The 23,276-nt window shown below is 58.2% G+C and carries 21 protein-coding genes; 8 read left to right on the forward strand and 13 right to left on the reverse strand.

Features of this window, described 5'->3' with window-relative positions; all coding sequences use genetic code 11:
* Positions 1-177 precede the first annotated feature (177 nt).
* Positions 178-1,182: a DUF481 domain-containing protein gene (locus VCA57_RS10455; RefSeq protein WP_411184957.1), complete on the reverse strand. Its 1,005-nt coding sequence runs from the start codon at positions 1,180-1,182 to the stop codon at positions 178-180.
* Between the two features lie 108 nt (positions 1,183-1,290).
* Entirely contained in the window at positions 1,291-2,289 is a 999-nt protein-coding gene (locus VCA57_RS10460; protein WP_411184958.1) for a DUF481 domain-containing protein, read from the reverse strand.
* On the opposite strand from VCA57_RS10460, the gene VCA57_RS10465 reads away from it, so the two are divergent.
* From VCA57_RS10465 to VCA57_RS10475, 3 genes are all read left to right on the forward strand, one after another.
* Complete coding sequence (locus VCA57_RS10465) at positions 2,288-2,680, forward strand: MGMT family protein (protein ID WP_411184959.1); 393 nt, start codon at positions 2,288-2,290, stop codon at positions 2,678-2,680. The genes VCA57_RS10460 and VCA57_RS10465 overlap by 2 nt on opposite strands.
* A gap of 133 nt (positions 2,681-2,813) precedes the next feature.
* Positions 2,814-4,319, forward strand: a complete 1,506-nt coding sequence (locus VCA57_RS10470) for an AmpG family muropeptide MFS transporter (RefSeq protein WP_411184960.1) — start codon at positions 2,814-2,816, stop codon at positions 4,317-4,319.
* A gap of 89 nt (positions 4,320-4,408) precedes the next feature.
* Positions 4,409-5,134 (forward strand): lipopolysaccharide kinase InaA family protein, encoded by a 726-nt coding sequence (locus VCA57_RS10475; RefSeq protein WP_411184961.1) that lies wholly within the window; start codon positions 4,409-4,411, stop codon positions 5,132-5,134.
* Positions 5,135-5,164: 30 nt separating this feature from the next.
* Here the strand turns inward: VCA57_RS10475 and VCA57_RS10480 are convergent, their stop codons facing one another.
* Positions 5,165-5,995, reverse strand: coding sequence for a mechanosensitive ion channel family protein (locus VCA57_RS10480; protein WP_411184962.1), 831 nt, complete (start codon positions 5,993-5,995; stop codon positions 5,165-5,167).
* A 99-nt stretch (positions 5,996-6,094) separates the two neighbouring features.
* Positions 6,095-6,574 (reverse strand): YajQ family cyclic di-GMP-binding protein, encoded by a 480-nt coding sequence (locus VCA57_RS10485; RefSeq protein ID WP_411184963.1) that lies wholly within the window; start codon positions 6,572-6,574, stop codon positions 6,095-6,097.
* 151 nt (positions 6,575-6,725) lie between these two features.
* Here VCA57_RS10485 and VCA57_RS10490 point away from each other — a divergent pair, with 151 nt between their 5' ends.
* The 4 genes from VCA57_RS10490 to VCA57_RS10505 are packed head-to-tail and all read left to right on the forward strand — an operon-like array spanning position 6,726 to position 11,263.
* Entirely contained in the window at positions 6,726-7,691 is a 966-nt protein-coding gene (locus VCA57_RS10490; protein WP_411184964.1) for a response regulator, read from the forward strand.
* A 12-nt stretch (positions 7,692-7,703) separates the two neighbouring features.
* Positions 7,704-8,612: a putative 2-dehydropantoate 2-reductase gene (locus VCA57_RS10495; RefSeq protein WP_411184965.1), complete on the forward strand. Its 909-nt coding sequence runs from the start codon at positions 7,704-7,706 to the stop codon at positions 8,610-8,612.
* A gap of 48 nt (positions 8,613-8,660) precedes the next feature.
* The gene (locus VCA57_RS10500; protein WP_411184966.1) at positions 8,661-10,679 is read left to right on the forward strand and encodes an ATP-binding protein; all 2,019 of its coding nucleotides are present in this window, start codon (positions 8,661-8,663) and stop codon (positions 10,677-10,679) included.
* 2 nt (positions 10,680-10,681) lie between these two features.
* Positions 10,682-11,263, forward strand: a complete 582-nt coding sequence (locus VCA57_RS10505) for a cob(I)yrinic acid a,c-diamide adenosyltransferase (RefSeq protein WP_411184967.1) — start codon at positions 10,682-10,684, stop codon at positions 11,261-11,263.
* Positions 11,264-11,294: 31 nt separating this feature from the next.
* On the opposite strand, the gene VCA57_RS10510 is transcribed toward VCA57_RS10505, so the two are convergent.
* The 8 genes from VCA57_RS10510 to VCA57_RS10545 all read right to left on the reverse strand — a co-directional run bounded on the left by VCA57_RS10510 (position 11,295) and on the right by VCA57_RS10545 (position 21,674).
* Positions 11,295-12,188 (reverse strand): RluA family pseudouridine synthase, encoded by an 894-nt coding sequence (locus VCA57_RS10510; RefSeq protein WP_411184968.1) that lies wholly within the window; start codon positions 12,186-12,188, stop codon positions 11,295-11,297.
* Positions 12,189-12,251: 63 nt separating this feature from the next.
* Complete coding sequence (locus tag VCA57_RS10515) at positions 12,252-13,187, reverse strand: AEC family transporter (RefSeq protein ID WP_411184969.1); 936 nt, start codon at positions 13,185-13,187, stop codon at positions 12,252-12,254.
* A gap of 348 nt (positions 13,188-13,535) precedes the next feature.
* Entirely contained in the window at positions 13,536-14,681 is a 1,146-nt protein-coding gene (locus tag VCA57_RS10520) for an HPP family protein (RefSeq protein ID WP_411184970.1), read from the reverse strand.
* A gap of 74 nt (positions 14,682-14,755) precedes the next feature.
* Complete coding sequence (locus VCA57_RS10525; RefSeq protein ID WP_411184972.1) at positions 14,756-15,697, reverse strand: Nudix family hydrolase; 942 nt, start codon at positions 15,695-15,697, stop codon at positions 14,756-14,758.
* Positions 15,694-16,326, reverse strand: a complete 633-nt coding sequence (locus VCA57_RS10530) for a glutathione S-transferase family protein (protein ID WP_411184973.1) — start codon at positions 16,324-16,326, stop codon at positions 15,694-15,696. Before VCA57_RS10530 ends, VCA57_RS10525 begins: the two co-directional genes overlap by 4 nt.
* A 125-nt stretch (positions 16,327-16,451) precedes the next feature.
* A complete protein-coding gene (gene argJ, locus VCA57_RS10535; RefSeq protein ID WP_411184974.1) occupies positions 16,452-17,669 on the reverse strand; it encodes a bifunctional glutamate N-acetyltransferase/amino-acid acetyltransferase ArgJ in 1,218 nt (405 codons plus the stop codon).
* A gap of 229 nt (positions 17,670-17,898) precedes the next feature.
* Positions 17,899-20,631 carry a preprotein translocase subunit SecA gene (secA, locus tag VCA57_RS10540; RefSeq protein WP_411184975.1) on the reverse strand — a complete coding sequence of 911 codons (2,733 nt, stop codon included), beginning with the start codon at positions 20,629-20,631 and terminating at the stop codon, positions 17,899-17,901.
* Positions 20,632-20,747: 116 nt separating this feature from the next.
* Positions 20,748-21,674, reverse strand: coding sequence for a M23 family metallopeptidase (locus VCA57_RS10545; protein ID WP_411184976.1), 927 nt, complete (start codon positions 21,672-21,674; stop codon positions 20,748-20,750).
* Positions 21,675-21,755: 81 nt separating this feature from the next.
* Here VCA57_RS10545 and VCA57_RS10550 point away from each other — a divergent pair, with 81 nt between their 5' ends.
* Complete coding sequence (locus VCA57_RS10550) at positions 21,756-22,208, forward strand: DUF721 domain-containing protein (RefSeq protein ID WP_411184977.1); 453 nt, start codon at positions 21,756-21,758, stop codon at positions 22,206-22,208.
* Between the two features lie 103 nt (positions 22,209-22,311).
* On the opposite strand, the gene lpxC is transcribed toward VCA57_RS10550, so the two are convergent.
* The gene (gene lpxC, locus VCA57_RS10555) at positions 22,312-23,223 is read right to left on the reverse strand and encodes a UDP-3-O-acyl-N-acetylglucosamine deacetylase (RefSeq protein WP_090249100.1); all 912 of its coding nucleotides are present in this window, start codon (positions 23,221-23,223) and stop codon (positions 22,312-22,314) included.
* Between the last annotated feature and the right edge of the window lie 53 nt (positions 23,224-23,276).

The following is a 23,276-nucleotide window of genomic DNA, read 5'->3' on the forward strand; positions in this document are numbered from 1 at the left end:
CGATCAGGAACAACTCTTTGCGGGTCTGCTTGCGCTTACCGGCGTACTCGGCGTCGGCGAAGGTCATCTGCTTCATCGGAAAACTCGGCGGGTGGAGTCTGGGTATTTTGCCAAAATCAGGAAGTCTTTTTCAGAGTTTCCCTCACTGAGCGGGCTGTTTCATTGTGTAGTACTACATTACCAACCGACCCCGAAGCCCAGGCTGTAGCGAGTCTCGTCCAACTCACCTTCAGAACCGCTGACCAGATCCTTCTCGGCCTTCATATTCAACGAGGCCCAGTCGGTAAGTTTGTAGCGCAAGCCCACCGCCGCATCGAGTGTGTAATCGGCGACATTATTCAATGGCTTGCCCACCTCGCCATCACTGAACAGCTCGACACTTTTGCCGATCAGGTAACGGTTGTAATCCCACTTCATGCTTACCGCATAGAAATTTTCACGCTCACCCGTGTCGAATTCATAGTCAGAACGGTTAATCAGCCCAGCAATGGAGAAAGCGCCCAACTCGTTATCCCAGAACTGATAACCCGGACCTGTACCCAGCGTCCGCTGCCGGCGCACTTCTTCGATGCGGTCACGCTTGTACTCCAGACGCCCCTGCCAAAACCATTTCTCCGTGAGAAAACGGTCCAGCGCATATTCGGCGCTCCAGTTATCCGTGGTCACCACGTCGTCTTGGTACTCACGGTTGTAATCCGCTTGCGCGTTATGCCGCCATAGGCCGTGCCGAGCCTGGGTTTTCAGGCTGATATCGTAATCATCGGTGTCGCGCTCAGCACGCTTGTAGTCCAACGAGGCATCGACATTGCCTTTCCAGACAAGATCTTCAACCAATGGCTTGGGCTTGAGAATTTGCTGAATACTGGCCAGTTCGACCGTTTTGGGCGCTCCGCCGTTGGCCAGCGTGACCTTGCCGGGCTCAGCCGATTGCAGGGACTTGGTGCGCTCACCAGTGATGGCATTTTCCTTGATCAGCAACTCCTGATCACTTTCCAGGGTCGCGATTTTGTTCCAGTCCAGAGCAATCGCTCCACCGTAGTCGGTGGCCAGCAGTAATTTGCCGCCATCATAGAACTTGATTTGGCCGGTCAGGCGATCGCCATTTTTCAGCCAAACGGTATCCGCAAAAGCGGAGGTAGCAGCCACAGAAAGGGCCAGGCACAACAGGGATCTGGATAGCATAAGGAAGATGTGTCTTTCTTAGGGTGGCGAAAGGTCGAGCATTATCCGTAAGCACGACACCAGAGCAAGCAAAGACCGACGGAATCATCGTGAGTTCACTCGTTTAACCTACCAACCCACCCCCACGCCCAACAGATAACGCCGCTCACTGCTGGTCTGCCCAAGTCCACGCGCCTGATCCAGCTCATACAGCAGTGATAGGCGTGCCCAGTCCGTCAGCCGGTAACGCAGGCCCATTTCACTGTCGAGCACATAGTCAATTTCATCTATATCTGGCAGCTGCAGCTCGGCCGTACTGTAGAACTCCAGGCGGGTGCCCCAGAGCAGGCGTTTGTAATCCCATGAGAACGAGTAGGTATTCAACGCCAGCTCGCCGGCACGAGTGTCTAGCTGCAGGCGATTGAACTGGCCAATCACATCCAACCGGCCCAGCTCATTATCCCAGAAGCGATAACCCGGACCGGTACCCAGCGAACGCTGACGATTCAGGAAGGCGAACTCGTCCTCGTCCTGCTCGGCACCGACCCGCCAGAACCAATGGTCCGTGATAAAGCGATCGAGATCGTATTCCAACTGCCAGTTACCGGCAGTCTTCGCGTCATTTTTGACCTTGCGTTCCAGCTCACCGGCTAACACGTGACGCCAGCGGCCGTGTTCCATACGCGTATTGCCTTTGAGCTTCCACTCATCGCTTTCGCTGTCATCGCGTTTCATTTCCAGTTTCGCGTCCAGATTGCCTTCCCATAAGCGGTCCTGTAGCACCGGGCGCGGAGGAATCAACCGATTGATGCTGGCCAGAGGAATGGTTTGCGTACTGGCGTTGACCATCCGCACCATGCCTTTACCGGCCGCCTCCAACTGTTTGCTGTGTTCACTGTCGAAGCCTTCACGTCGGACCAGCAAAGGTTTCTCGGAACGCAGGGTATCGATATCCTTCCAGGCAATCAGTACCTGGCCGGCATACCTAGTTTTAAGCGCCAGCTTGCCGCCATCAAGCAAGATGATCTCGCCCGTCAGCCGGTCACCATTATTCAACCAGACCGTATCAGCCCAAGTCGGCGCGCCTAGCGCAATAAGTAGTAAGAAACACAGGGTACGTAGCCACATGATAAAAAAGCCGAATAACGAGCCCAAACAAGGAGCCAAGCATGCCGGCTCTGACCTGCATACAGCAAGCCAGGCCGAGCGGCGTACGGCTCTGTTTAGCGTGCTCGCGCACGTGCCAGCGGGCTGCGTGGTGAGTTATGGGCAGTTGGCTGCATACGCTGGCCTAGGTCGCGCCGCACGCTGGGTTGGCCGCACGCTCAGTCAATTGCCAGAAGGCAGTACGCTGCCCTGGCACCGGGTCATAGCAGCCGGTGGCCGCCTCAGTTTGCCCGCCGGCAGCCCCAGCGGGGACGAACAGCGAAACCGCTTACGTGACGAAGGCGTGCACATACACAACGATAAGGTGGACATGCCGCGCTATGGCTGGCGCCCAAGAGAGCACAGCGGGTAAGGTCTGCTGCAGTTTCATCGCCACCGCGCCTAGCCTGGCGAGATTTTTCGCGGCAACGCGGCTTGCACTTAAACGGCAACAGCCCCTAGAGTGCGCCCTTTATTAGGTCAACCTCAGGCTGATACCTCTGCAAATGCCCCGTAAAAGCTGGCGCGATGCCATTGCTGCCTACTCCAGCCCCTCAACACTGGTGCTACTGCTTCTAGGGTTTGCCGCTGGCTTGCCCTATATGTTGGTATTTTCCACCCTTTCCGTCTGGTTGCGCGAAGCCGGCGTGGCCCGCGAAACCATTGGTTTTGCCAGCCTGATAGGGCTTGCCTATGCCTTTAAGTGGGTCTGGTCACCGCTGCTCGACCAATGGCGCCTACCTCTGCTCGGAGGCCTGGGCCGACGTCGCTCTTGGTTGGTGCTGTCACAAATCCTGATCGCCATTGGTCTGGCCGGCATGGCCCTGTGTGACCCGCAAACACAACTGACCGGGTTGATATCCTTGGCGGTGCTGGTGGCTTTTGCCTCTGCCACCCAAGACATCGCGGTCGACGCCTACCGCCTAGAGATCGTCGACGACACCCGCCAAGCCGCACTGGCAGCCAGCTACATGGCTGGCTACCGCGTTGCCGCACTGCTGGCCACCGCAGGCGCACTGTATTTCGCCGAAGGGTTCGGCTCCACAGCCCTGCTCTATCAGCACGATGCCTGGGCCGGTACTTACCTGCTATTTGCCCTATTGATGCTCCCGGGCCTGCTCACCAGCCTGTGGATGCGCGAGCCGGCCGTACCACTACGCACCCAATTGGCCGCCGCGAGCTATGGCTTCAGCCACCAGATTGCCTCGGTACTGGTGCTGATCGTGCTACTGGTGTCGGTACCTGCGATGTTTACCCAGTTCTACAACACCGACTTCGCCAGCCTGATCAACGGCGAGGCCAGCCTGCTTGACCTGCTGCTGGAAGACCGCGCCTTCCTGCGCGCCCTGCTCTACACCATCCTTACCGCAGCCTGCCTGTCATCCATGGGCCGTCGTGGGCTGGCGCCCGTGCTAACCCCGGTTAATGACTTCATCCTGCGCTACCGCTGGCAGGCCTTTCTGCTCTTGGGCCTGATCGCCACCTATCGCATGTCGGACACCGTAATGGGCGTGATGGCCAACGTGTTCTACATCGACCAAGGTTTTACCAAAGATCAAATCGCCAGCGTCAGCAAGCTGTTCGGCCTCGTCATGACCCTGATTGGTGCGGGCTTCGGGGGGCTGTTAATCGTCCGCTTCGGCATCCTGCCGATCCTGTTTATTGGGGGTGCGACTTCGGCAGCCACCAACCTGCTGTTCCTTATGCTCGCCGGCATGGGTGCAGATTTGCAGATGTTGATATTCACCATCTCTGCCGACAACTTCAGTGCCGGACTGGCCACTGCAGCATTTGTCGCCTACCTCTCAAGCCTGACTAACCTGAAGTTCTCTGCCACGCAGTACGCCCTGCTCAGCTCGATCATGCTCTTGCTCCCGCGCCTAATCGGTGGTTACTCAGGGGTAATGGTAGAAAAGCTCGGCTACGCCCAGTTCTTCCTGATCACAGCGCTGTTAGGCGTGCCAACACTGATTCTGATTATTCTGCAGTGGCGGCGCGAACGAGCCCTTTAGATCCACGCGATTAACGTAGCAATCCTGACACCCTCCAAAAATCTGGCAAGAGTCTTGCTTGCACCCTGAGATTCGCATAGGGACATACCATGACAGTGGAATTCAGTAACGCTAGCTATTTCAACAACCCCACCAGCCTTGATAGCTGGTGGGAAATTCAGGGTGAATGGGTAGAAGAGCCGAACGATCGCAGAGGTGGTTGTAGCGGTGTTCAACGGATCCATAAAGACGGAAAGTTGCTCTACGCTAAACGCCAAACCGGGCACATACACCGCAGCCTACGCTACCCTCTGGGCCGCCCAACCGTGCTACGCGAACAAGAAGCGCTACTGGGTGCCCGAAAAGCAGGGGTAACAGTTCCCGAGATTGTCTATTGCGCGGCCGAACAGAGCGCTGAAGGCTGGCGTGCACTGTTAGTTACTAAAGCACTGGCTGGTTTTCAACCTATTGATGAGTGGTATACCGAGAATGACCGCGAGCAGTATGGCGAAACATTGCACCAACAACTGCTGGTTGAAGTAGCCCTAACGCTTGCACGGTTACACACTGCTCGCTGGCAACACGGCTGCATCTATATCAAGCATATTTTTGTGCGCATCAACACCGAGGGCTCTGCGCCGATACCGGAAGTAGCACTGCTTGATTTAGAAAAATGCAGGCGCCGCCTGACCAGTAAACAAGCCGCGTTGCACGACATGCTGCAGCTACGGCGCCACTCGCCCTGGGACCAAGACGACTGGCAAAGCTTAATAAGCCATTACCAGCAAGCCATGGGCCGCGACTTCAAGAGCATCTACAACGCCACTCGCCGCTAATGCGGCGAGGGCTCGTTAACGGGCGAGAGCTCAGCTGCTCTGCTGCACCAGATGCACAACCCGTTGCGGGAATGGAATACCGATGCCCGCCTCAGTCAAGCGCTCCTTGGCCTGCTCGGTAAAGGCAAAGGTTACCGGCCAGAAGTCCGCAGTATCCACCCAAATACGCAGCGACAGGTTGATCGCGTTATCGCCTAGCCCAGTGACAAACACCACCGGCGCAGGGTCGCGGTGCACGCGCGGGTCTTCGGCAATCTTCAGCAGCACTTCACGGGCCTGCTTGATGTCACTGGAGTAATCGATGCCCAGGCTGATATCAACGCGACGTTTGGGCTCGCGCGAATAGTTGGTGATATGACCATTCGACAGACTGCCGTTAGGCACGATCACCACTTTGTTATCAGCAGTCTTCAATATGGTGTGGAAAATATGGATGCTGTCGACACTGCCGCCAACACCTTGCGCCTCAATCCAGTCGCCGGCACGGAACGGACGGAACAGCATGATCAGCACGCCACCGGCAAAGTTCGCCAAACTGCCTTGCAATGCCAGGCCAATCGCCAAACCGGCCGCACCGATCATGGCAATGAATGAGGTGGTTTCTACACCGATCATTGAGGCCACGCTGACCAACAACAGAACTCTCAGCACAATACTAACCAGACTGCCGATAAAGCTACTCAGCGCCCGGTCAACCTGACGCATCTCAAGCAGACGGCCAATGCTGGCGGTGAGCCGACCGATCAGCCACCAGCCGATCAGCAGCGTGAACAGAGCCAAGGTCAGTTTGCCGCTGTACTCCAGCACAACAGGCAACCAAGCCTCCGACAATTTGACCAGTTGGTCGATGTTCATCTCCATGGGGTACTCCTGTTTCCTGTGCATAAAACGCAACCGCCATGGCTTGCCATGGCGGTTAAACGGATAGAGTTGGTTGCGACACTACTGCGCCACCATGGTTCAATCGCGAAAATTGTTGAACTGCAGCGGCATGCCGAAATCTTTACTGCGCAGGGCGGCAATGGCCTCCTGCAAGTCATCGCGTTTTTTCCCGGTGATACGGACCTGCTCGCCCTGAATGGCCGCCTGCACTTTGAGCTTGCTGTCCTTGATGTGCGCGACAATCTTCTTGGCCAGGTCCTTCTCGATGCCCTCACGCAAGACAGCCTCTTGCTTGACGCTCTTGCCTGACGGGTAGGCATCCTTGAACTCTACGCACTGCACATCGATCTTGCGTTTGATCAAGGCCAGCTTGAGAATCTCGACCATCTGCTCCAACTGAAAATCCGCATCAGCTGTCAGGTTGACAGTCAGCTCTTTCAGTTCAAAGCTACCTTTACCGCGTAGATCATAACGACGCTCCAGCTCTTTGATGGCGTTGTCGATGGCGTTGGTAACTTCATGTTTGTCCAGCTCGGACACCACGTCGAACGAAGGCATGGGTTTGCTCCAGATAGACGGCGCGCCCTACATCACGAATGGGACACGCCTGGCTTGACGATAAAAAAACGCGGCCATTATATAGCGGTAGCAACAAACACTGCCCGACGAAGTAGCGGGCCTATACGATTTCCCTCTAGTGAGCCTGCCCATGCCTAACCCCCACCTGAGCATTTTGGTCGTCGATGACGCCAAATTCTCCAGCGCTATGATCGGGCGTGCCTTGAGCCAGGCGGGCTATCAGGACTTACGCTTTGCCAGCAGCGCCGCCGAAGCGATCAAACTGCTTGAGCAACGCCCCGCCAGCGTATTGCTAGCCGACTGGTTGATGCCTGAAATGAACGGCCTGGAGCTAACGCTGCAGGTGCGCCAGTTTGACGAAATGGCCCATCACTACACCTACGTCATCCTCCTCACCGGCAAGGAGGGCGAGAACGTACTTAGCGAAGCCTTCGACAGCGGTGTCGACGACTTCATCAGCAAAGCCGCAATGAGCGAGCAACTGGTACCAAGGGTCTACGCCGCCGACCGCCTGTGTAACAACCTGCAGCGCCTGCTGCAGGAAAACCGCTTACTCACTGAAAACATTGCCAGCCTGGAAGAGCGCAACCTGATCGACTCACTCACTGGCCTGGGTAACACGCGCTACCTGCACCAGAAAACCCTCGGTAGCCTGCGCCAGATCGAGTCCCGCGGCGGTGCATTGTGTTACCTGCTGATCGGCCTGCAGGACATACACGAGCTGCATCAACAGTATGGCGATGCGTTCTACAACGAACTGCTGACTGGCGTGGCCCGTCGCCTGCAACAGCTAGTGCGGCCACTGGATGTACTGGTACGTATGGATGAAAGCCATTTCGCCTTGATCACCCTACTGTCAGACCTGCACGAATGCTCGCCGAGCAGCTTCAAACGCCTGCATGAGGGTATAAACCTCAAGGCGTTCAAAACCAGCGAAGGCTTTATCAGCCTCAAGGCGGGGATCAGTCTGGTCGGCCTGGATGCCAAGGGCCTGCCCTGCACGCCCGAGCAGATCATCGCTCACGCAGAACGTCTCCTGCCCGAATCGTACAGCAGCGGCCGGGTTACAGCCTTACGCCTGCCACTGCCGCACTAAGGGGCGCGTTTAATGTGGCATATCCTCGGCGCGGGCAGCCTCGGTACATTGTGGGCAACCCGTTTGGCACGCGCCGGTTTGCCCGTGCAACTGATTCTGCGCGATCAAGCACGCCTGCAGAGCTACCAACACGCTGGCGGTCTTACCCTGATTGAACAGGGCCAGGCGCAGCACTACCCCATAGCAGCCCAAACAACAGAGCATCCGCAGCCGATTCAGCGCCTGTTGCTGGCCTGCAAAGCCTACGACGCCGCCCCGGCAGTGGCCCAACTGACGCACCGGCTCAGCCCCGGCGCGGAAATTCTCTTGCTGCAAAACGGCCTGGGTAGCCAAGATGAAGTGGCACGCGAAGCCCCTCACGCTCGCTGCATAATGGCCTCCAGCACCGAAGGCGCATTTCGCCAGGCGGATTTCCAGGTGGTATTTGCTGGCCACGGTCATACCTGGCTCGGCGACCCGCTTGATCTGCAGCCACCCGCCTGGCTGGCAGACCTGCGTAAGGCCGGAATTGCCCATGAGTGGAGCCTGGATATCCTCAGCCGCCTGTGGCGAAAGCTAGCGCTGAACTGCGCGATCAACCCGCTAACCGTACTACACGACTGCCAAAACGGCGGGCTGCGCGAGCACCCCGCACACGTTGCCTGCCTGTGCAGTGAGCTGGTCGAGTTGCTGCAGCAATGTGGCCACTGCGCTGCAGCAGAGAACTTGCTGGAGGACGTGCAGCGGGTGATTGAGGCCACAGCGGCCAATTACTCATCAATGCACCAGGATGTCAGCCAAGGCAGGCGCACGGAAATCGCCTATTTACTGGGCTACGCCTGCAACGCGGGGCAACGTCACCAGTTGCCACTACCGCACCTGCAAGCCCTGCATAACCAACTACTGGCTCACCTCAACGCACGCGGTTTGCCCAGTCACTGAGCCGCGCGTTAACCTGCCTGCACGCTCACCACCACGACACACCTCAACATGCCTCTGCGTCAGCGCCTTGAAAACCTTCCTGTAGGCCGCAAACTGCTGGTCGCCCTGCTGGCCCTGCTGGCCACCGTACTGCTGGTGGCCAATCTGGCCTTTATCAGTGCGGCCTACTGGATATCCCAGGAAAGTGTCACGCCCCAAGCGCTGCACACGCTTGGTCGGTTGATTGCCAGCCCACCGCTGAGCGATCAGGCACTGAGTTCCCCGGTAGCCGCCAAAGCCCTCCTCAAACGCCTGGATGACTACTCACCTTTACGCGCAGCGGTGATCTATGACGCTGACGGCCTGAACCTGGCGCAATTGCAGCGCGGCGAAAAACTAGATCTACCGCAACATATCGAAGAAGTTGAGTCCTGGCGCTACAACGAATTTCGTATCAACCAACTGGTCGAGTTGCCACAAGCCACGGGCAAACCTGGCCATTTGCTGTTGGTGGCGTCCAGCGAGCTGCCCGGAGCGTTTTACACCGGTACCCTGACCGCCAGCCTGGTGATTCTTATCCTGAGCGTATTCTTCTGGCTGATCGTCTCGCGCCAGGTACGCCGCCTGATTACCCGGCCAATCCGCCGCCTGGAAGAACTCTCCCGCCAGGTCACCCGTGAGGAGAACTACGCCTTGCGCGCTCGGCGTGGCAACCACGACGAAATCGGCAGCCTAGCCGATGCGTTCAACACCATGCTGGTGCGCATTGAGGCTCGCGAGCAACAGCTCAAGCGCGCCCGTGATGACGCCCAGGAAGCCTTCGACCACGCCCAGCACCTGGCTGAGGAAACCCGCCACTCCAACCGCAAACTGGAGCTGGAAGTGCAGGTGCGCAGCAAGATCGAGAAAAAGCTCACCGGTTTTCAGAACTACCTCAACAGCATCATCGACTCCATGCCCTCGGCGCTGATCGCCCTTGATGAACAGCTCTACGTCACTCAATGGAACCAGGAAGCCAGCAGCCTCTCCGGCACCCGCATGGACGAAGCACTGAATCAGCCCATTTTTCTCGCCTTTCCACCGTTAAAACCCTTCCTGCCGCAACTGAAACGCACCGTCGAACGCCATGAGGTCGAAAAGATTGAGCGCGTGACCTGGGGCGGCAATGAGCAACCGCACCACTTCGCCCTGACTTTCTACCCGTTAGCAGGCGGTAGCGGGCGCGGCGTGGTGATCCGCATCGACGACATAACCCAACGCCTGAACCTCGAAGAAATGATGGTGCAGTCAGAGAAGATGCTCTCGGTCGGTGGCCTGGCCGCAGGCATGGCCCACGAGATCAACAACCCACTGGGGGCGATCCTGCACAACGTGCAAAACATCCGCCGACGCCTTTCGCCCGAGCTGGACAAGAATCGCGAACAGGCCGAACACGCCGGCATCTGCCTGGAGGCCATCGACCGTTACCTGACCGCCCGAGAAATTCCGCACCTGCTCGATGGCATTCAGCAGGCCGGCACTCGCGCGGCAAAAATCGTCAGTCACATGCTCAATTTCAGCCGCCGCAGTGATCGCCAGCTAGCACCTTGCCACTTACCGGCCTTGATCGATCAGGCAGTGGAAATCGCCAGCAACGACTTCGACCTGACCGACAGTTTCGACTTTAAGAGTCTCAGTATTCAACGCGAGTTCGCCACCGATCTACCCGCCGTGCCGGCCACCGCCAATGAACTGGAGCAAGTACTGCTCAACCTGCTGAAAAATGCGGCCCAGGCCATTCACCAGCGCACCGACAACCATCAGCCGGGGCAAATTATCCTGCGCGTGCGCCTGGCTGCGCCCTGGGCGGAAATTCAGGTGGAAGACAACGGCGTCGGCATGTCCGAGCTGGTGCGCAAGCGCATTTTCGAACCCTTCTTTACCACCAAGGAAGTCGGCCAAGGCACCGGGCTCGGCCTGTCAGTCTCCTACTTCATCATCACCAACAACCACAAAGGGCAGATGGAAGTGCAGTCCAAACCCGGCCAGGGCACCTGCTTCACGCTGCGCCTGCCGCTGGCCACCTCCTACCCCGACACAGGTCTCTGAACATGGGCTACCGTCTCTCGAAAATCTATACCCGTACCGGTGATACCGGCGAAACCGGCCTGGCCGATGGCCGTCGCGTGACCAAAGACCACCCGCGCGTGGATGCGATGGGCGAAGTGGATACGCTCAACAGCCATATTGGCCTGTTGCTGGCTGATCTGGCCGAGCAACAGGCGGCATGCCCGGAATTGTCGGAAATCATCGAGGTGCTCGCGCACTGCCAGCATCGCCTGTTCGACCTCGGTGGCGAGCTGGCCATGCCCGACTACCAAGCCCTGCAAACGCCCGAAATCGAGCGACTGGAAGCCGCCATCGACCGCTGGAATGAAGAGGTCGGCCCGCTGGAAAACTTTATTCTGCCCGGTGGCTCACGCCTGATTGCCCAAGCCCATGTGTGCCGCAGCCTGGCCCGCAGTGCAGAGCGCCGCTGCCAACACCTGAATGCAGTGGAGCCAATCCGCGACGTCGGCCTGGCCTACGTCAACCGCCTGTCCGACCTGCTGTTCGTCGCAGCACGGCTGATCGCCAAACGCCAAGGGATTGATGAAGTGCTCTGGCAGGCGGCGGCAAAGCCAGCGGTCTAGCGCGCAGCGCCGAGGTAATTGAGCGGCGACCTCAAAGCAGACTGAGGCGACTCTCGAAGCTACGCCGCTCGCCTGTAATGGGGTCATCGAACGCTAGACCGCGAGCCAGCAGCTTCAGTGGCTTGCTGTAGTCATCAGGGCTATCCGGCGCATCCGTGACTTCGGGATAGAACGGATCATTGAGGATCGGCGCGCCTAAAGCTGCCAAGTGCACGCGTAGTTGATGCTTCTTGCCTGTCACCGGGTAAAGCCGATACAGCCAATGTTCGCCGAGTCGCTCGGCGACTTCGATGCGCGTTTCGGTATTGGCTTGCCCGGCCACTTCCTGCATGCGAAAGAACGGCTCTGCGGCGTCCAAGCGCGTGGCCCGCAGCAAGGGAAAAGTTAACTGCGGCAGTGCTTGCGCCAAGGCCTCGTAGCACTTATCCATCTGCCGCAGGCGAAACAGCGCCTGATACTGGCCACGGCTCTCGCGGTTGGTGGAAAACAGCACCAAACCGGCAGTGTGTCGATCAATCCGATGCAGCGGCACCAGGTCCGCGTTATTCAGACGCTTAGCCAGACGCGCCTGCAGCGTCTGCTCGACATACTCCCCTGCCGGCATTACCGGCAAAAAATGTGGCTTATCCGCGACCAGCAGATGCTCGTCGATATGCAACAGGGCTTCCTCGAAGGGGATCGGCGTCTCGGCTGGCACTTCGCGAAAGTAATGCACCTTGAGCCCTTCACGATAAGCCGTGAGCATCGTCAGCGGCTGCCCTTGTGCGTCCAATACTCGACCACGGGCAATACGCTCTTGCCACACCGCCGAGGCAATCGCCGGAAAGTGCGCGCACAGGCACTCGAACACCGTAGTCCAGTCGCCGCGCGGCAGGTGCAGCGTACTAGGACGCATATTCGAAGGGGAACGCTGGGACACAGACATGGCAGAACTCACAAAAACCGAATGCTATTAGGCCGCAGCCACAGGCGGCCCGTCAAAGCCGGCCTAGCCAGCGCTGCCAATCAGGTACAGGCATAGCGACAAGCTCAGTAGTGAGCCAAGGGTCGAAAAGAGAATCGTATGAGAGACCACAGTCGCCTCACGCCGATAAAACTCGGCGAGCATGAACGGCCCCGTGCCCGTTGGCAAAGCACTCATCAATAAGGCGGCAGATGCCCAAAGCGGCGGCAAACTGAACACGTGAAAGGCCAGAATCCAAGTGATTAGCGGATGCACGATCAGCTTGATCAACACCAGCGCAACACTGCCCTCTCCTCGCCCCACCTGTTTATGCGCGAGAAACAGCCCCAGCGAGATCAGGGCACTGGGCGCAGTGGCACTCGCCAGCAATGTTAAGAACTGCTCGACCGGCACCGCTAAGGTCTGCCCGCCTGCCGCCCAAAACCCACCGAGCAGCGGCGATACCACTAATGGATTTTTCGCCAGGGCCAGCAGCACTTTAACCACAGCCCGGAGCAGGTTTTTCTCACCCTGCAAAGCAACTTCGATACACACCACTGCCAGGGCAAACAACACACAGACCACAATCAGCGTGGCAACCAGAGCCGGTTGCAACCCGGCCTCCCCCAGCACCAACAGACACAAGGGGATGCCCATATAGCCGGTATTGGCATAGGAGGCGCTGAGCCCCTGGATACTGGCATCTGCCAGGTTACCGGTATGGCGCAAACGCCACAGCAGCGTCGCCACAAAGACCAGCAACGTGGCAATGCTGTAAACCAGAATAAATTGCGGTTGCCAGATTTGTTCCCAGGCCGCCGTAGCCGTGGCCTTGAACAGCAAGGCTGGCAGGCATAGCCAAACCACCATACGGTTGATTTCCGACGCGGCGTTTGGCCCGAGGATGCCGAACCGCCGGCATAGGTAGCCGGCCAGGATCAGAGCAAAGATTGGCAGAATGACATTGAAAACGGAGGCCATCACACACTCAGTTCACGATCACAAAAGGTCGGTAAGCGTAGAGGCTGACAATAGGTACCGTCTAACTCTATTTGAGATAAACACTCTTACCGAAAAAGAATCAATGATCGATTTTCGCCAGTTACGCTACGCCATCCTGCTGCCAAGAACCTGCCTATGGCCGGCGGTGCAGGTGCAACCTTTCAGAGCGCGTTGAGCGAAGGCAGCACGCGCATAGGCATTGCCGCTCTAGCCACCTGCCACGCCATTTGCGCTGCCTGGCCTTGCAAAGCGTACTGTTCACGTGCTGCCTTGAGCACTGCTTCACTCACCCGCCAATCCGCCTGAAAGCCCATCTGCAACAAACCCTCAGCAATCTGCTGGTGGCTGGACTGGGCGCAGCCCTGGTGCCGAACTCGATGCGCCGGGATAACGCTCCAGTGACACCCGGAACAGCGCCGCCACCAAGTCTGACTGGGTGACGATACCGAGTAGCCGCCGGTGCTCATCAAGCACAGGCACCTTGTGCTCAAGCCCGCTGGATAACGTATCGACCAGGTAGGTAATTGGCCAGTCTGCACGACAACAGGCGACCTGACGGCGCATTAGGCTGCGCACAGAGGTGGGGACGACCGGATCAACAGCCAGCAGGTCATGCAGGTCAAGCATGCCCTGCAACTCATGCCCCACATCGACAACCGGTAATGCCCCCAACCGATGCTCGCGGAGCAGTTGCAGAGCGGCCTGCACGCTGGCACCGGGATCGATATACAGCACGTCGCGGGACATGATGTCGGCGCAGAGGATTTCTCCGAAACGCCGGCGGTACGCCCGCAACTCGGTCTGCTGAAGGATTTCCTCGAGGTCATCGCGGCTGATGTCCAACAGTTCGCCACGAGCCTCCAGCACAGCATCCAAGTCTTCGGGAGTGAAACCCAGGCGATCGCGCGGGATGGCGTCACGGGTGCCGTGAATATTGGCGTGCTCTGTCGGACGATGGGGATAGCGGCGGCGCAGGGCATTGTTGAAGAACAAAGCAATCAGCAGCAGGCCCAACGAGTTGAGTGCCACCGGATACAACGCAAAATGAAAGCCCAGATGGGCGATGTCCTCCCCCGCCAGCACAGCCGTAAGGGCCACGGCACCGCCAGGTGGATGCAAGCAGCGCAGAGAGAACATCGCAGCAATCGCCAGGCCACCAGCCAGGGCCGCGACAGCGGCACCATGCCCTAGCCAGGCAGCACAGGCGACGCCGACCAAAGCACTGATGGTATTGCCGCCAAGGATCGACCAAGGCTGGGCCAGAGGACTGGCGGGCACGGCGAACAGCAGTACAGCGGAAGCCCCCATTGGCGCGATCAGCCAGGGGTTGTCTATCCCCTGCGTGTAGCTGCACAGCCAGGCGGTGAACAGCAGGCCGAGGCAGGCACCCAAACAACTCAACGCCTGTTCGCTGCGTTTCACCGGCATTGCCACAGGCCAGAACGCCCGCAACCAATCTTGGAACGTACTCACCGACCACACACCCACACGCACCATTTAGGGGCGCTAACTATAGCGCAACGCTGTGCGCCAGGATCAAGTCGCCGTTACACCGGCCAGAACGCGCGGATGCCCGCCACACCCTGGGCGCCCGCCTGCCTGGCTTGTTCAAGGTCATCAGGGCCAACACCACCCAGCACATAGGCCGGCTGATTGAAGCCTTGCAGCCACCCGGCTACCTGCGGCCAACCGAGCGGAACGGCATCGGGATGGGTCTGGGTGGCCTGCACCGGCGACACCGTCACGAAGTCCACGCCCATGCGCGTCGCCAGTTGCAACTCTTCAACACTGTGACAAGAGGCAGCAAGCAGGCGCGACGACGGAAATGGCCGGCCATGCTCGACGTACTTACGCAACTGCTCCGCCGTCAGGTGCCAGCCCGCAGCAGGGAAATCGCCCAACCACTCCAGCGGCCCCTTTAACATCAGTTGCGCCTTGCCGGCACACAATCCCTGAATATCGATTGCCAGGTCGCGGTATTGGGCGTCAAACATGCCCGGCGCGCGCAACTGGATCAGACGAATGCCGTTGGCCAGGGCCTGCCGTACACCGCTCAACAATTCACTAGGCGTCAGATCTTGCGGGGTAATCAGGTAGCGATCCGGCAACCGTGCCGCCATCACAATCGGCTTATTGGCAGCGGGAAACGCATAGTCATCCAACTGCCGAGGGCTGACCCAAGCCAGAGGCTGGCCTTCGGCACCGTGGGGCTCGCCGGTATAGGCGCAAACGTCCCAGACATCCAGCAACACCTGTTTGTCCGGGTAGTCGTGGCGTATCTGAATCAACGGTCGCGCAACGCTGGGACGAATGCCCAGCTCTTCTTCCAGCTCACGGGCCAAGGCCGCCTGCACTGTTTCACCGGCCTCGACCTTGCCACCGGGAAACTCCCAAAGGCCGCCCTGATGTTTATCGTCGGAACGCTTGGCGAGCAGGATCTGCCCGTCAACGCTGCGAATAACGGCAGCGGCTACATGAATACGCTTCACGCCAGATGTTCCTCCTGAGCGGCCTGATACCAGCGCTGGAACGCTGGCCATTGATAAATAGTTTCGACATAAGCAGCGGCCTCAGCCGACAGCACAACCTGATAACTGCGCAGACGCGCCGCAACCGGGGCAAAGTAGGCATCCGCCAGGCTGGCCTGACCAAACAGAAATGCACCATCCTGAGCAAAGCGCTGCCGACACTCAGCCCACAACGCACAGATGCGCTGAATATCCGCCATGGCATCAGCCGGTATCTCGGCTAATGCCTGATTGCGCTTGAGGTCCATCGGCAGATGGCTGCGCAGCGCCACAAAACCGCTGTGCATCTCAGCGCAAGCACTGCGCGCCAACGCCCGAGCATCCCGCGCCTGCGGCCACAGCTGCGCAGCGGGGAAGCACTCCGCCAGGTATTCACCAATCGCCAGCGAGTCCCAGATAGCGCCATCGTTGCTGATCAGCAGCGGCACCTTGCCGGTCGGCGAGTACTGCAAAATCTGCGCGCGGGTATCGGGTCGGTTCAGTGCAATCAACTGCTCGGTATAAGGCGCGCCGGTCAACTCCAGTGCCAGCGCTGCCCTTAGCGACCAGGACGAATAGGTTTTGTCACCGATGATCAGAGTTAGGGACATGGGCTGCGCTCGTTGCGGGAAGGTCAAACGACCTTAAGAGGCGACCCCCGCAATAGCAAATTCCCGTTGTTCATGGGGGCATGAACAACGGGAATGCGGGAATTAAACAGCAGGCACGGCAATGATCAGGTGCGGTATTCGGCGTTGATCTTCACGTACTCATGGGACAGGTCAGTGGTCCAGATCGTCTCACTGCAAGTACCACGGCCTAGCTCGATGCGAATGGTGATTTCCGCCTCAGCCATCACCGCTGAGCCCTGCTCCTCGGTGTAGCTGGCAGCACGGCAACCGCGGCTGGCGATGCAGACGTCACCGAGGAACACATCGATCAGGCTGACATCCAACTGCGCCACGCCGGCCCGGCCAACGGCAGCGAGGATGCGCCCCCAGTTAGGGTCAGAGGCAAACAGTGCCGTTTTGATCAACGGCGAATGCGCCACGGCATAACCAACGTCTAGGCATTCCTGATGGGTCGCCCCGCCATTGACCTGCACAGTGACGAATTTGGTCGCGCCTTCACCGTCGCGCACGATGGCCTGCGCCACCTCCATGCACACGCCGAACACCGCGTCCTTGAGCTTGGCAAACAGGTCACCACTGGCCTGAGTGATTTCCGGCAAGGCTGCCTTGCCAGTGGCGATCAACATGCAGCAATCGTTGGTCGACGTGTCGCCATCAATGGTGATGCGGTTGAACGATTTGTTCGCCGCATCGCGCAATAGATCCTGCAGCACAGCCTGGGACACTTTCGCATCGGTCGCGATATAGCCGAGCATGGTCGCCATATTCGGCTTGATCATCCCCGCGCCTTTGGAAATGCCGGTCACAGTGACGGTAACGCCATCGTGAACAAACTGGCGGCTCGCGCCCTTGGGCAGAGTGTCGGTGGTCATGATGCCTGTGGCAGCTTCGGCCCAATTGCCTTCACCGAGGTTATCCAGAGCAGCCTGCAGCGCGCCTTCAATCTTCTCCACCGGCAGCGGCTCGCCGATAACCCCAGTGGAGAACGGCAGCACGGCGCTTTCATCGACACCGGCCAATTGCGCCAGGGCCGCGCAGGTGCGCGCGGCATTCTGCAGGCCCGGCTCACCCGTGCCGGCGTTGGCATTGCCAGTGTTGGTCAGCAGGTAACGCACGTTACCCAGCACCCGCTTCTTGGCCAGAATCACCGGCGCAGCACAGAACGCATTGAGGGTGAACACGCCCGCTACGCTGGAGCCATCAGCACATCGCATGACTACCACATCCTTGCGCCCCGGACGCTTGATGCCCGCCGAAGCGATGCCCAATTCAAAGCCAGGAACCGGGTGCAGGGTAGACAACGGGCCAAGACCAACAGCCATAGAGAACACTCCTTGAGGTGGTAGAACATAAGAGAGGGCGCTCATGGTGCACCGTCTCTGATTGCGATGGTAAAACGCCGCGAGCGGTCAGACCGTTCGCGGCGTTAATCAAGCAGGCCAAGCATAGCCAACTTCACTGTCGGCTCAACCCGCTCTACACAGTAGGCTTAGAACCTGTTCTGGATTGCCAGCTAGAGACGCAACATCGCTAGCAAACCCAGACAGCGGCTTAGTTAACCTGACCGTGGCAGTGCTTGTACTTCTTACCCGAGCCACATGGGCACGGCTCATTGCGGCCGATCTTCGGCTCGCTGCGCACCGGCGCAACAGCAACCGCTAGATCACCTTCTTCTTCAATTGCTTCTGGCAGCAGGGCCGAGGCCTCTGCGTGCTGGAATTGCATGCGTTCAGCCATGGCTTCAGCTTCACGGCGCAGGCGCGCCTCTTCTTCGGCTGGGTCTTCACGACGAACCTGCACATGCGACAGCACACGAATGGTGTCGCGCTTGATTGAATCCAATAGTTCCTGGAACAGGGTGAAGGACTCGCGCTTGTATTCCTGCTTAGGATTTTTCTGCGCATAACCGCGCAGGTGAATACCGTGACGCAGGTGATCCATGGTCGACAGATGGTCTTTCCACAGATCGTCGAGGACGCGCAGCAGGATCTGCTTCTCAAACGTACGCAGCGCTTCGGCGCTAGCCTCGCTTTCTTTCTCGTTGTAGGCCGTGATCAGCTCTTCAAGAATGCGTGCCCGCAGGGTCTCTTCGTACAGTTTGTGGTCATCGTCGAGCCACTGCTGGATCGGCAAGCGCAGGTTAAAGCTGCTGTACAGCGCCTCTTCCAGGCCAGCGATATCCCACTGTTCAGGCAGCGACTGCGGCGCAATATGCTGATTGATGGTGTGATCCAGCACTTCCTGGCGGAACTCAGCAATGGTCTCGCCGATGTTATCCGCAGCCAGCAGCGTGTTGCGCATGTGATAGATCACCTTGCGCTGCTCATTGGCTACGTCATCGAACTCCAGCAGTTGCTTACGCATGTCGAAGTTGCGCCCTTCAACTTTGCGCTGAGCCTTCTCGATGGCATTGCTGACCATGCGGTGCTCGATGGCCTCACCGGACTGCATGCCCAGCGCCTTCATGAAGTTCTTCACCCGGTCAGAGGCAAAAATACGCATCAAGCTGTCTTCGAGCGACAGGTAGAAACGGCTAGAACCTGGATCACCCTGGCGACCGGAACGACCACGCAACTGGTTGTCGATACGGCGCGATTCGTGACGCTCAGAGGCAATCACATGCAGACCACCCGCTTCAATAACCTGCTGGTGACGCTTCTGCCAATCGGCCTTGATCTGCGCGATCTGCTCAGGCGTGGCGTTTTCCAGGTTGGCCACTTCAACTTCCCAGTTGCCGCCCAGTAGGATGTCAGTACCACGACCTGCCATGTTGGTGGCAATGGTTAACGCCCCCGGACGACCGGCCTGAGCAATGATCTCCGCTTCTTTCTCGTGGAATTTGGCGTTGAGCACCTTGTGCTCGATACCTTCCTGATTGAGCAGCGTGGACATGTGCTCGGAGGTTTCGATGGTGGCCGTACCGACCAACACTGGACGCCCCAGCGCCATGCTTTCCTTGATATCGGTAACGATGGCAGCGTACTTCTCGTCCGCAGTCAGGTAGACCAGGTCGTTGAAGTCTTTACGCGCCAGAGCACGGTTGGTCGGGATGACGATCACCGCCAGACCGTAAATCTGATGGAACTCAAACGCTTCAGTATCCGCAGTACCGGTCATACCCGACAGCTTGGTATACAGACGGAAGTAGTTCTGGAAAGTGGTTGAGGCCAGGGTTTGGCTCTCGGCCTGAATCGGCAAGCCTTCTTTAGCTTCGATCGCCTGATGCAGGCCTTCGGAGAGGCGGCGGCCCGGCATGGTGCGCCCGGTGTGCTCATCGACCAGCAGCACCTGATCCTTCTGAACGATGTACTCGACGTTGCGATGGAACAATTTGTGCGCACGCAAGCCCGAGTAAACGTGGGTCAGTAGACCCAAGTTGTGCGCCGAGTACAGGCTCTCGCCTTCAGCCAACAGGCCAACCTCGGTGAGCATTTCCTCAACATACTGGTGGCCGGCTTCATTCAGCTCGACCTGACGCGCCTTCTCGTCGACCTTGTAGTGGCCTTCTTGAGTGACAACGCCCTCTTCTTCCTCGATATGCAGCTTGAGGCGCGGGATCAGCTTGTTGATTTCGATGTAGAGACGCGAGCTGTCTTCGGCCTGGCCGGAGATGATCAGCGGGGTGCGCGCTTCGTCAATGAGAATGGAGTCAACTTCGTCGATCACGGCGAAATTCAGCTCTCGCTGGAATTTTTCGTCCAGGCTGAAGGCCATGTTGTCGCGCAGGTAATCGAAACCGAATTCATTGTTGGTGCCGTAGGTAATATCGGCAGCGTACGCTTCACGCTTCTCGTCGGGCGGCATAAACGGGGTGACAATACCAACGCTCAGGCCGAGAAACTCATACAGCGGACGCATCCAGTTGGCGTCACGGCGAGCCAGGTAGTCGTTGACCGTGACCACATGCACGCCCTTGCCGGACAGTGCATTGAGGTAAACGGCCAAGGTCGCTACCAGGGTCTTACCTTCACCGGTACGCATCTCGGCAATCTTGCCTTCGTGCAAGGTCATGCCACCGATCAACTGCACATCGAAGTGACGCATACCCATGACCCGCTTGCCCGCTTCACGGGCCACAGCGAAGGCCTCAGGCAGCAACTGATCGAGTGTTTCACCTTTGGCCAGACGGGCTTTGAATGCCTCCGTCTTGGCGCGCAGTTGCTCATCGGAAAGGGCAAGCATCTGCTCCTCGAAGGCATTGACGGCTTGAACCGCCTTGAGCATGCGTTTGACTTCACGCTCGTTCTTGCTTCCAAAAAGTTTCTTCAACAAAGGCGCAAACATATCGACAGGATCTTCCAGACGTATGGATTGAGGGCAACTGAACAGCAGCCCATGCAGCCTTATGGCTGCGTGCGAAGGGGGCATTCTACCCGGAAACGCAACAGAGGAAAGCGGCGTTATTCTACGCCAGCAACTCGGGCGATGTAGCTGGCCGGATTGACTACCCGACCATTCTTGCTGACTTCAAAGTGCACATGGTAGCCAGTGGCGCGCCCACTGCGCCCTACCCGGGCAATGGTCTGGCCACGCTGCACCAGATCACCGATCTGCACCACATTGCTCTGATTGTGCGCATACAGCGTGGTATAGCCGTCGGCATGACTGATCTCTACAACATGCCCATAACCAGTGCGATCTCCGGAAAAACTCACCACGCCGGCCGCTACAGCCACCACATCACTACCAGGTTTAGCGGCAAAGTCGGCGCCTTTATGCAGCGTATTGCGCCCAGTCAGCGGATGCACACGACGACCGAAAGGTGAAGACATATAGCCGTGACGCACCGGCATACCGGAGAGGTATTCAGCCTCACTCAACTGACGCTCGCCAATAAGCTGCTCAAGCACTTCGAGCTGCTGCTCACGACTGTCCAGGCGCAGGCTTAATTGATCCAGCGCATCCATAAACGGCGGCGGCGCATAGGCAGCGTCACCGAGAGCATCCTCAGCACCGCCCTGACCAACATTAAGAGAGAAATCAAATTCGCTGGAATCCAGATCTGCCAGCTCGGTCAGGCGTGCACCCAGGGCATCCAGACGAATTAGACGAGCTTGTAGTTCCGCGACATGCACGGCAAAGGCATCCAACTGACGCTGGGCGTCGCGCCGCACCTCACCCACCTCGGCACGCTGTTGGTCCAAAACCTGATTGAGTTGCGCGTCGTCGCGCACTGCCACAGTCGCCGGAGCCCACCAGGCACCTACAGCCACGCCACCAGCAAGCGCAACAGCGAGCAGCAACATAACCGCCAGCAGCAACCAGCGCAGGTCCAGACTGAGGGATCGCGCAGCACCATGATGCCGGCTAAGTAAAATAATATGCATGGCCTTCCCTTAGTGGTGAAGCATCAGCCGGAGGCAGCGATTCTGCTACCATGGCGGCTTCACTTTTTCAGGCGTCCTGCCATGTCTTTTCGTCCTTTGCCGGCCAAAGCTCCCGCCGCGCTACTGCGCGAAGCGAAACCCCTGAAAGCACTGTTCAATCAAGCACAACGCATTGATCGTCTACAGCACTTAGTGGAAAGCCAGCTACAACCTGCGGCCCGCGAACACTGCCATGTGGCTTCATGGCGCGAGGGCTGCCTGCTGCTGATAATCACCGATGGCCACTGGGCCACCCGCCTACGCTATCAACAGAAGCGTTTGCTAAAACAACTACAGGCACTTGAGCAATTCGCGACCTTAACGAAGATCCTGTTCAAGGTGCAACCTCCAACCGTCGAAAGCCGTGTAGCGAGTCGCACAATCAGCCTCTCCGACAGTGCCTCAGAGAACATCCAGGCAACTGCCGAAGGCATTAGCGACCCCAAGCTGCGCGCCGCCCTTGAGCGCTTGGCTAATCACCGCAAGACCGACTAGCCAATACCCACTCCGGGCAAACACCCCCACTCCAATCAATTCTTGCTGATAAAAAAAGGCCACCCAAAGGCGGCCCTTAAAAGCAAAAAAGGAGGGTATTGCGTTATACGGCCGCAACCGGACGCATATAAGAGATCGGCGCAGTGTTGGGGTCATCAAAGGTGACAACTTCCCATGCATCAGGTTGTTCGATCAGGGTGCGCAGCAGGCGATTATTCAACGCATGCCCCGATTTGAAACCCTTGAACTCGCCAATCAGGCTGTTACCCAGCAGGTAGAGGTCGCCAATGGCATCGAGAATCTTGTGTTTAACGAACTCGTCCTCGTAACGCAGGCCGTCTTCATTCAACACGCGGAACTCATCCACCACGATGGCGTTATCTACGCTGCCGCCGAGCGCCAGGTTCTGTGAACGCAGGAACTCGATATCACGCATAAAACCAAAGGTACGGGCGCGACTGACTTCCTTAACAAAAGAGGTGCTAGAGAAGTCAACGCTGGCCGACTGGGTACGATTGCGGAACACCGGATGATCGAAATCGATCTCGAAGGTCACCTTGAACCCTTCGAAAGGCACGAAGGTGGCACGCTTGTCGCCCTCTTCAACTGTCACTTCACGAAGGATACGGATGAACTGCTTGTGGGCATCCTGCTCTTGCAGACCAGCAGATTGAATCAGGAATACAAAGGGGCCCGCACTGCCATCCATGATCGGCACTTCGGACGCGGAGAGCTCGACGTAGGCGTTATCGATGCCCAGGCCAGCCATGGCCGAAAGCAGGTGCTCTACCGTATCCACCTTGACATCACCATTGACCAGTGTGGTCGACATTGTGGTTTCACCGACATTACCTGCACGCGCGGGAATTTCCACGACAGGGTCCAGGTCGGTACGACGGAACACGATACCGGTGTCCACGGGTGCCGGCTTCAGGGTCAGGTATACCTTCTCCCCGGAATGCAGGCCGACGCCAGTGGCGCGGATAATGTTCTTCAGGGTGCGTTGTCTGATCATGGCTTTGGCCGCTATAGCGCTAGTTGCGAATTGTTTTCAACAATGGCCGGCGA

Source organism: Pseudomonas sp., from assembly GCF_046581935.1.
Taxonomy (GTDB): domain Bacteria; phylum Pseudomonadota; class Gammaproteobacteria; order Pseudomonadales; family Pseudomonadaceae; genus Aquipseudomonas.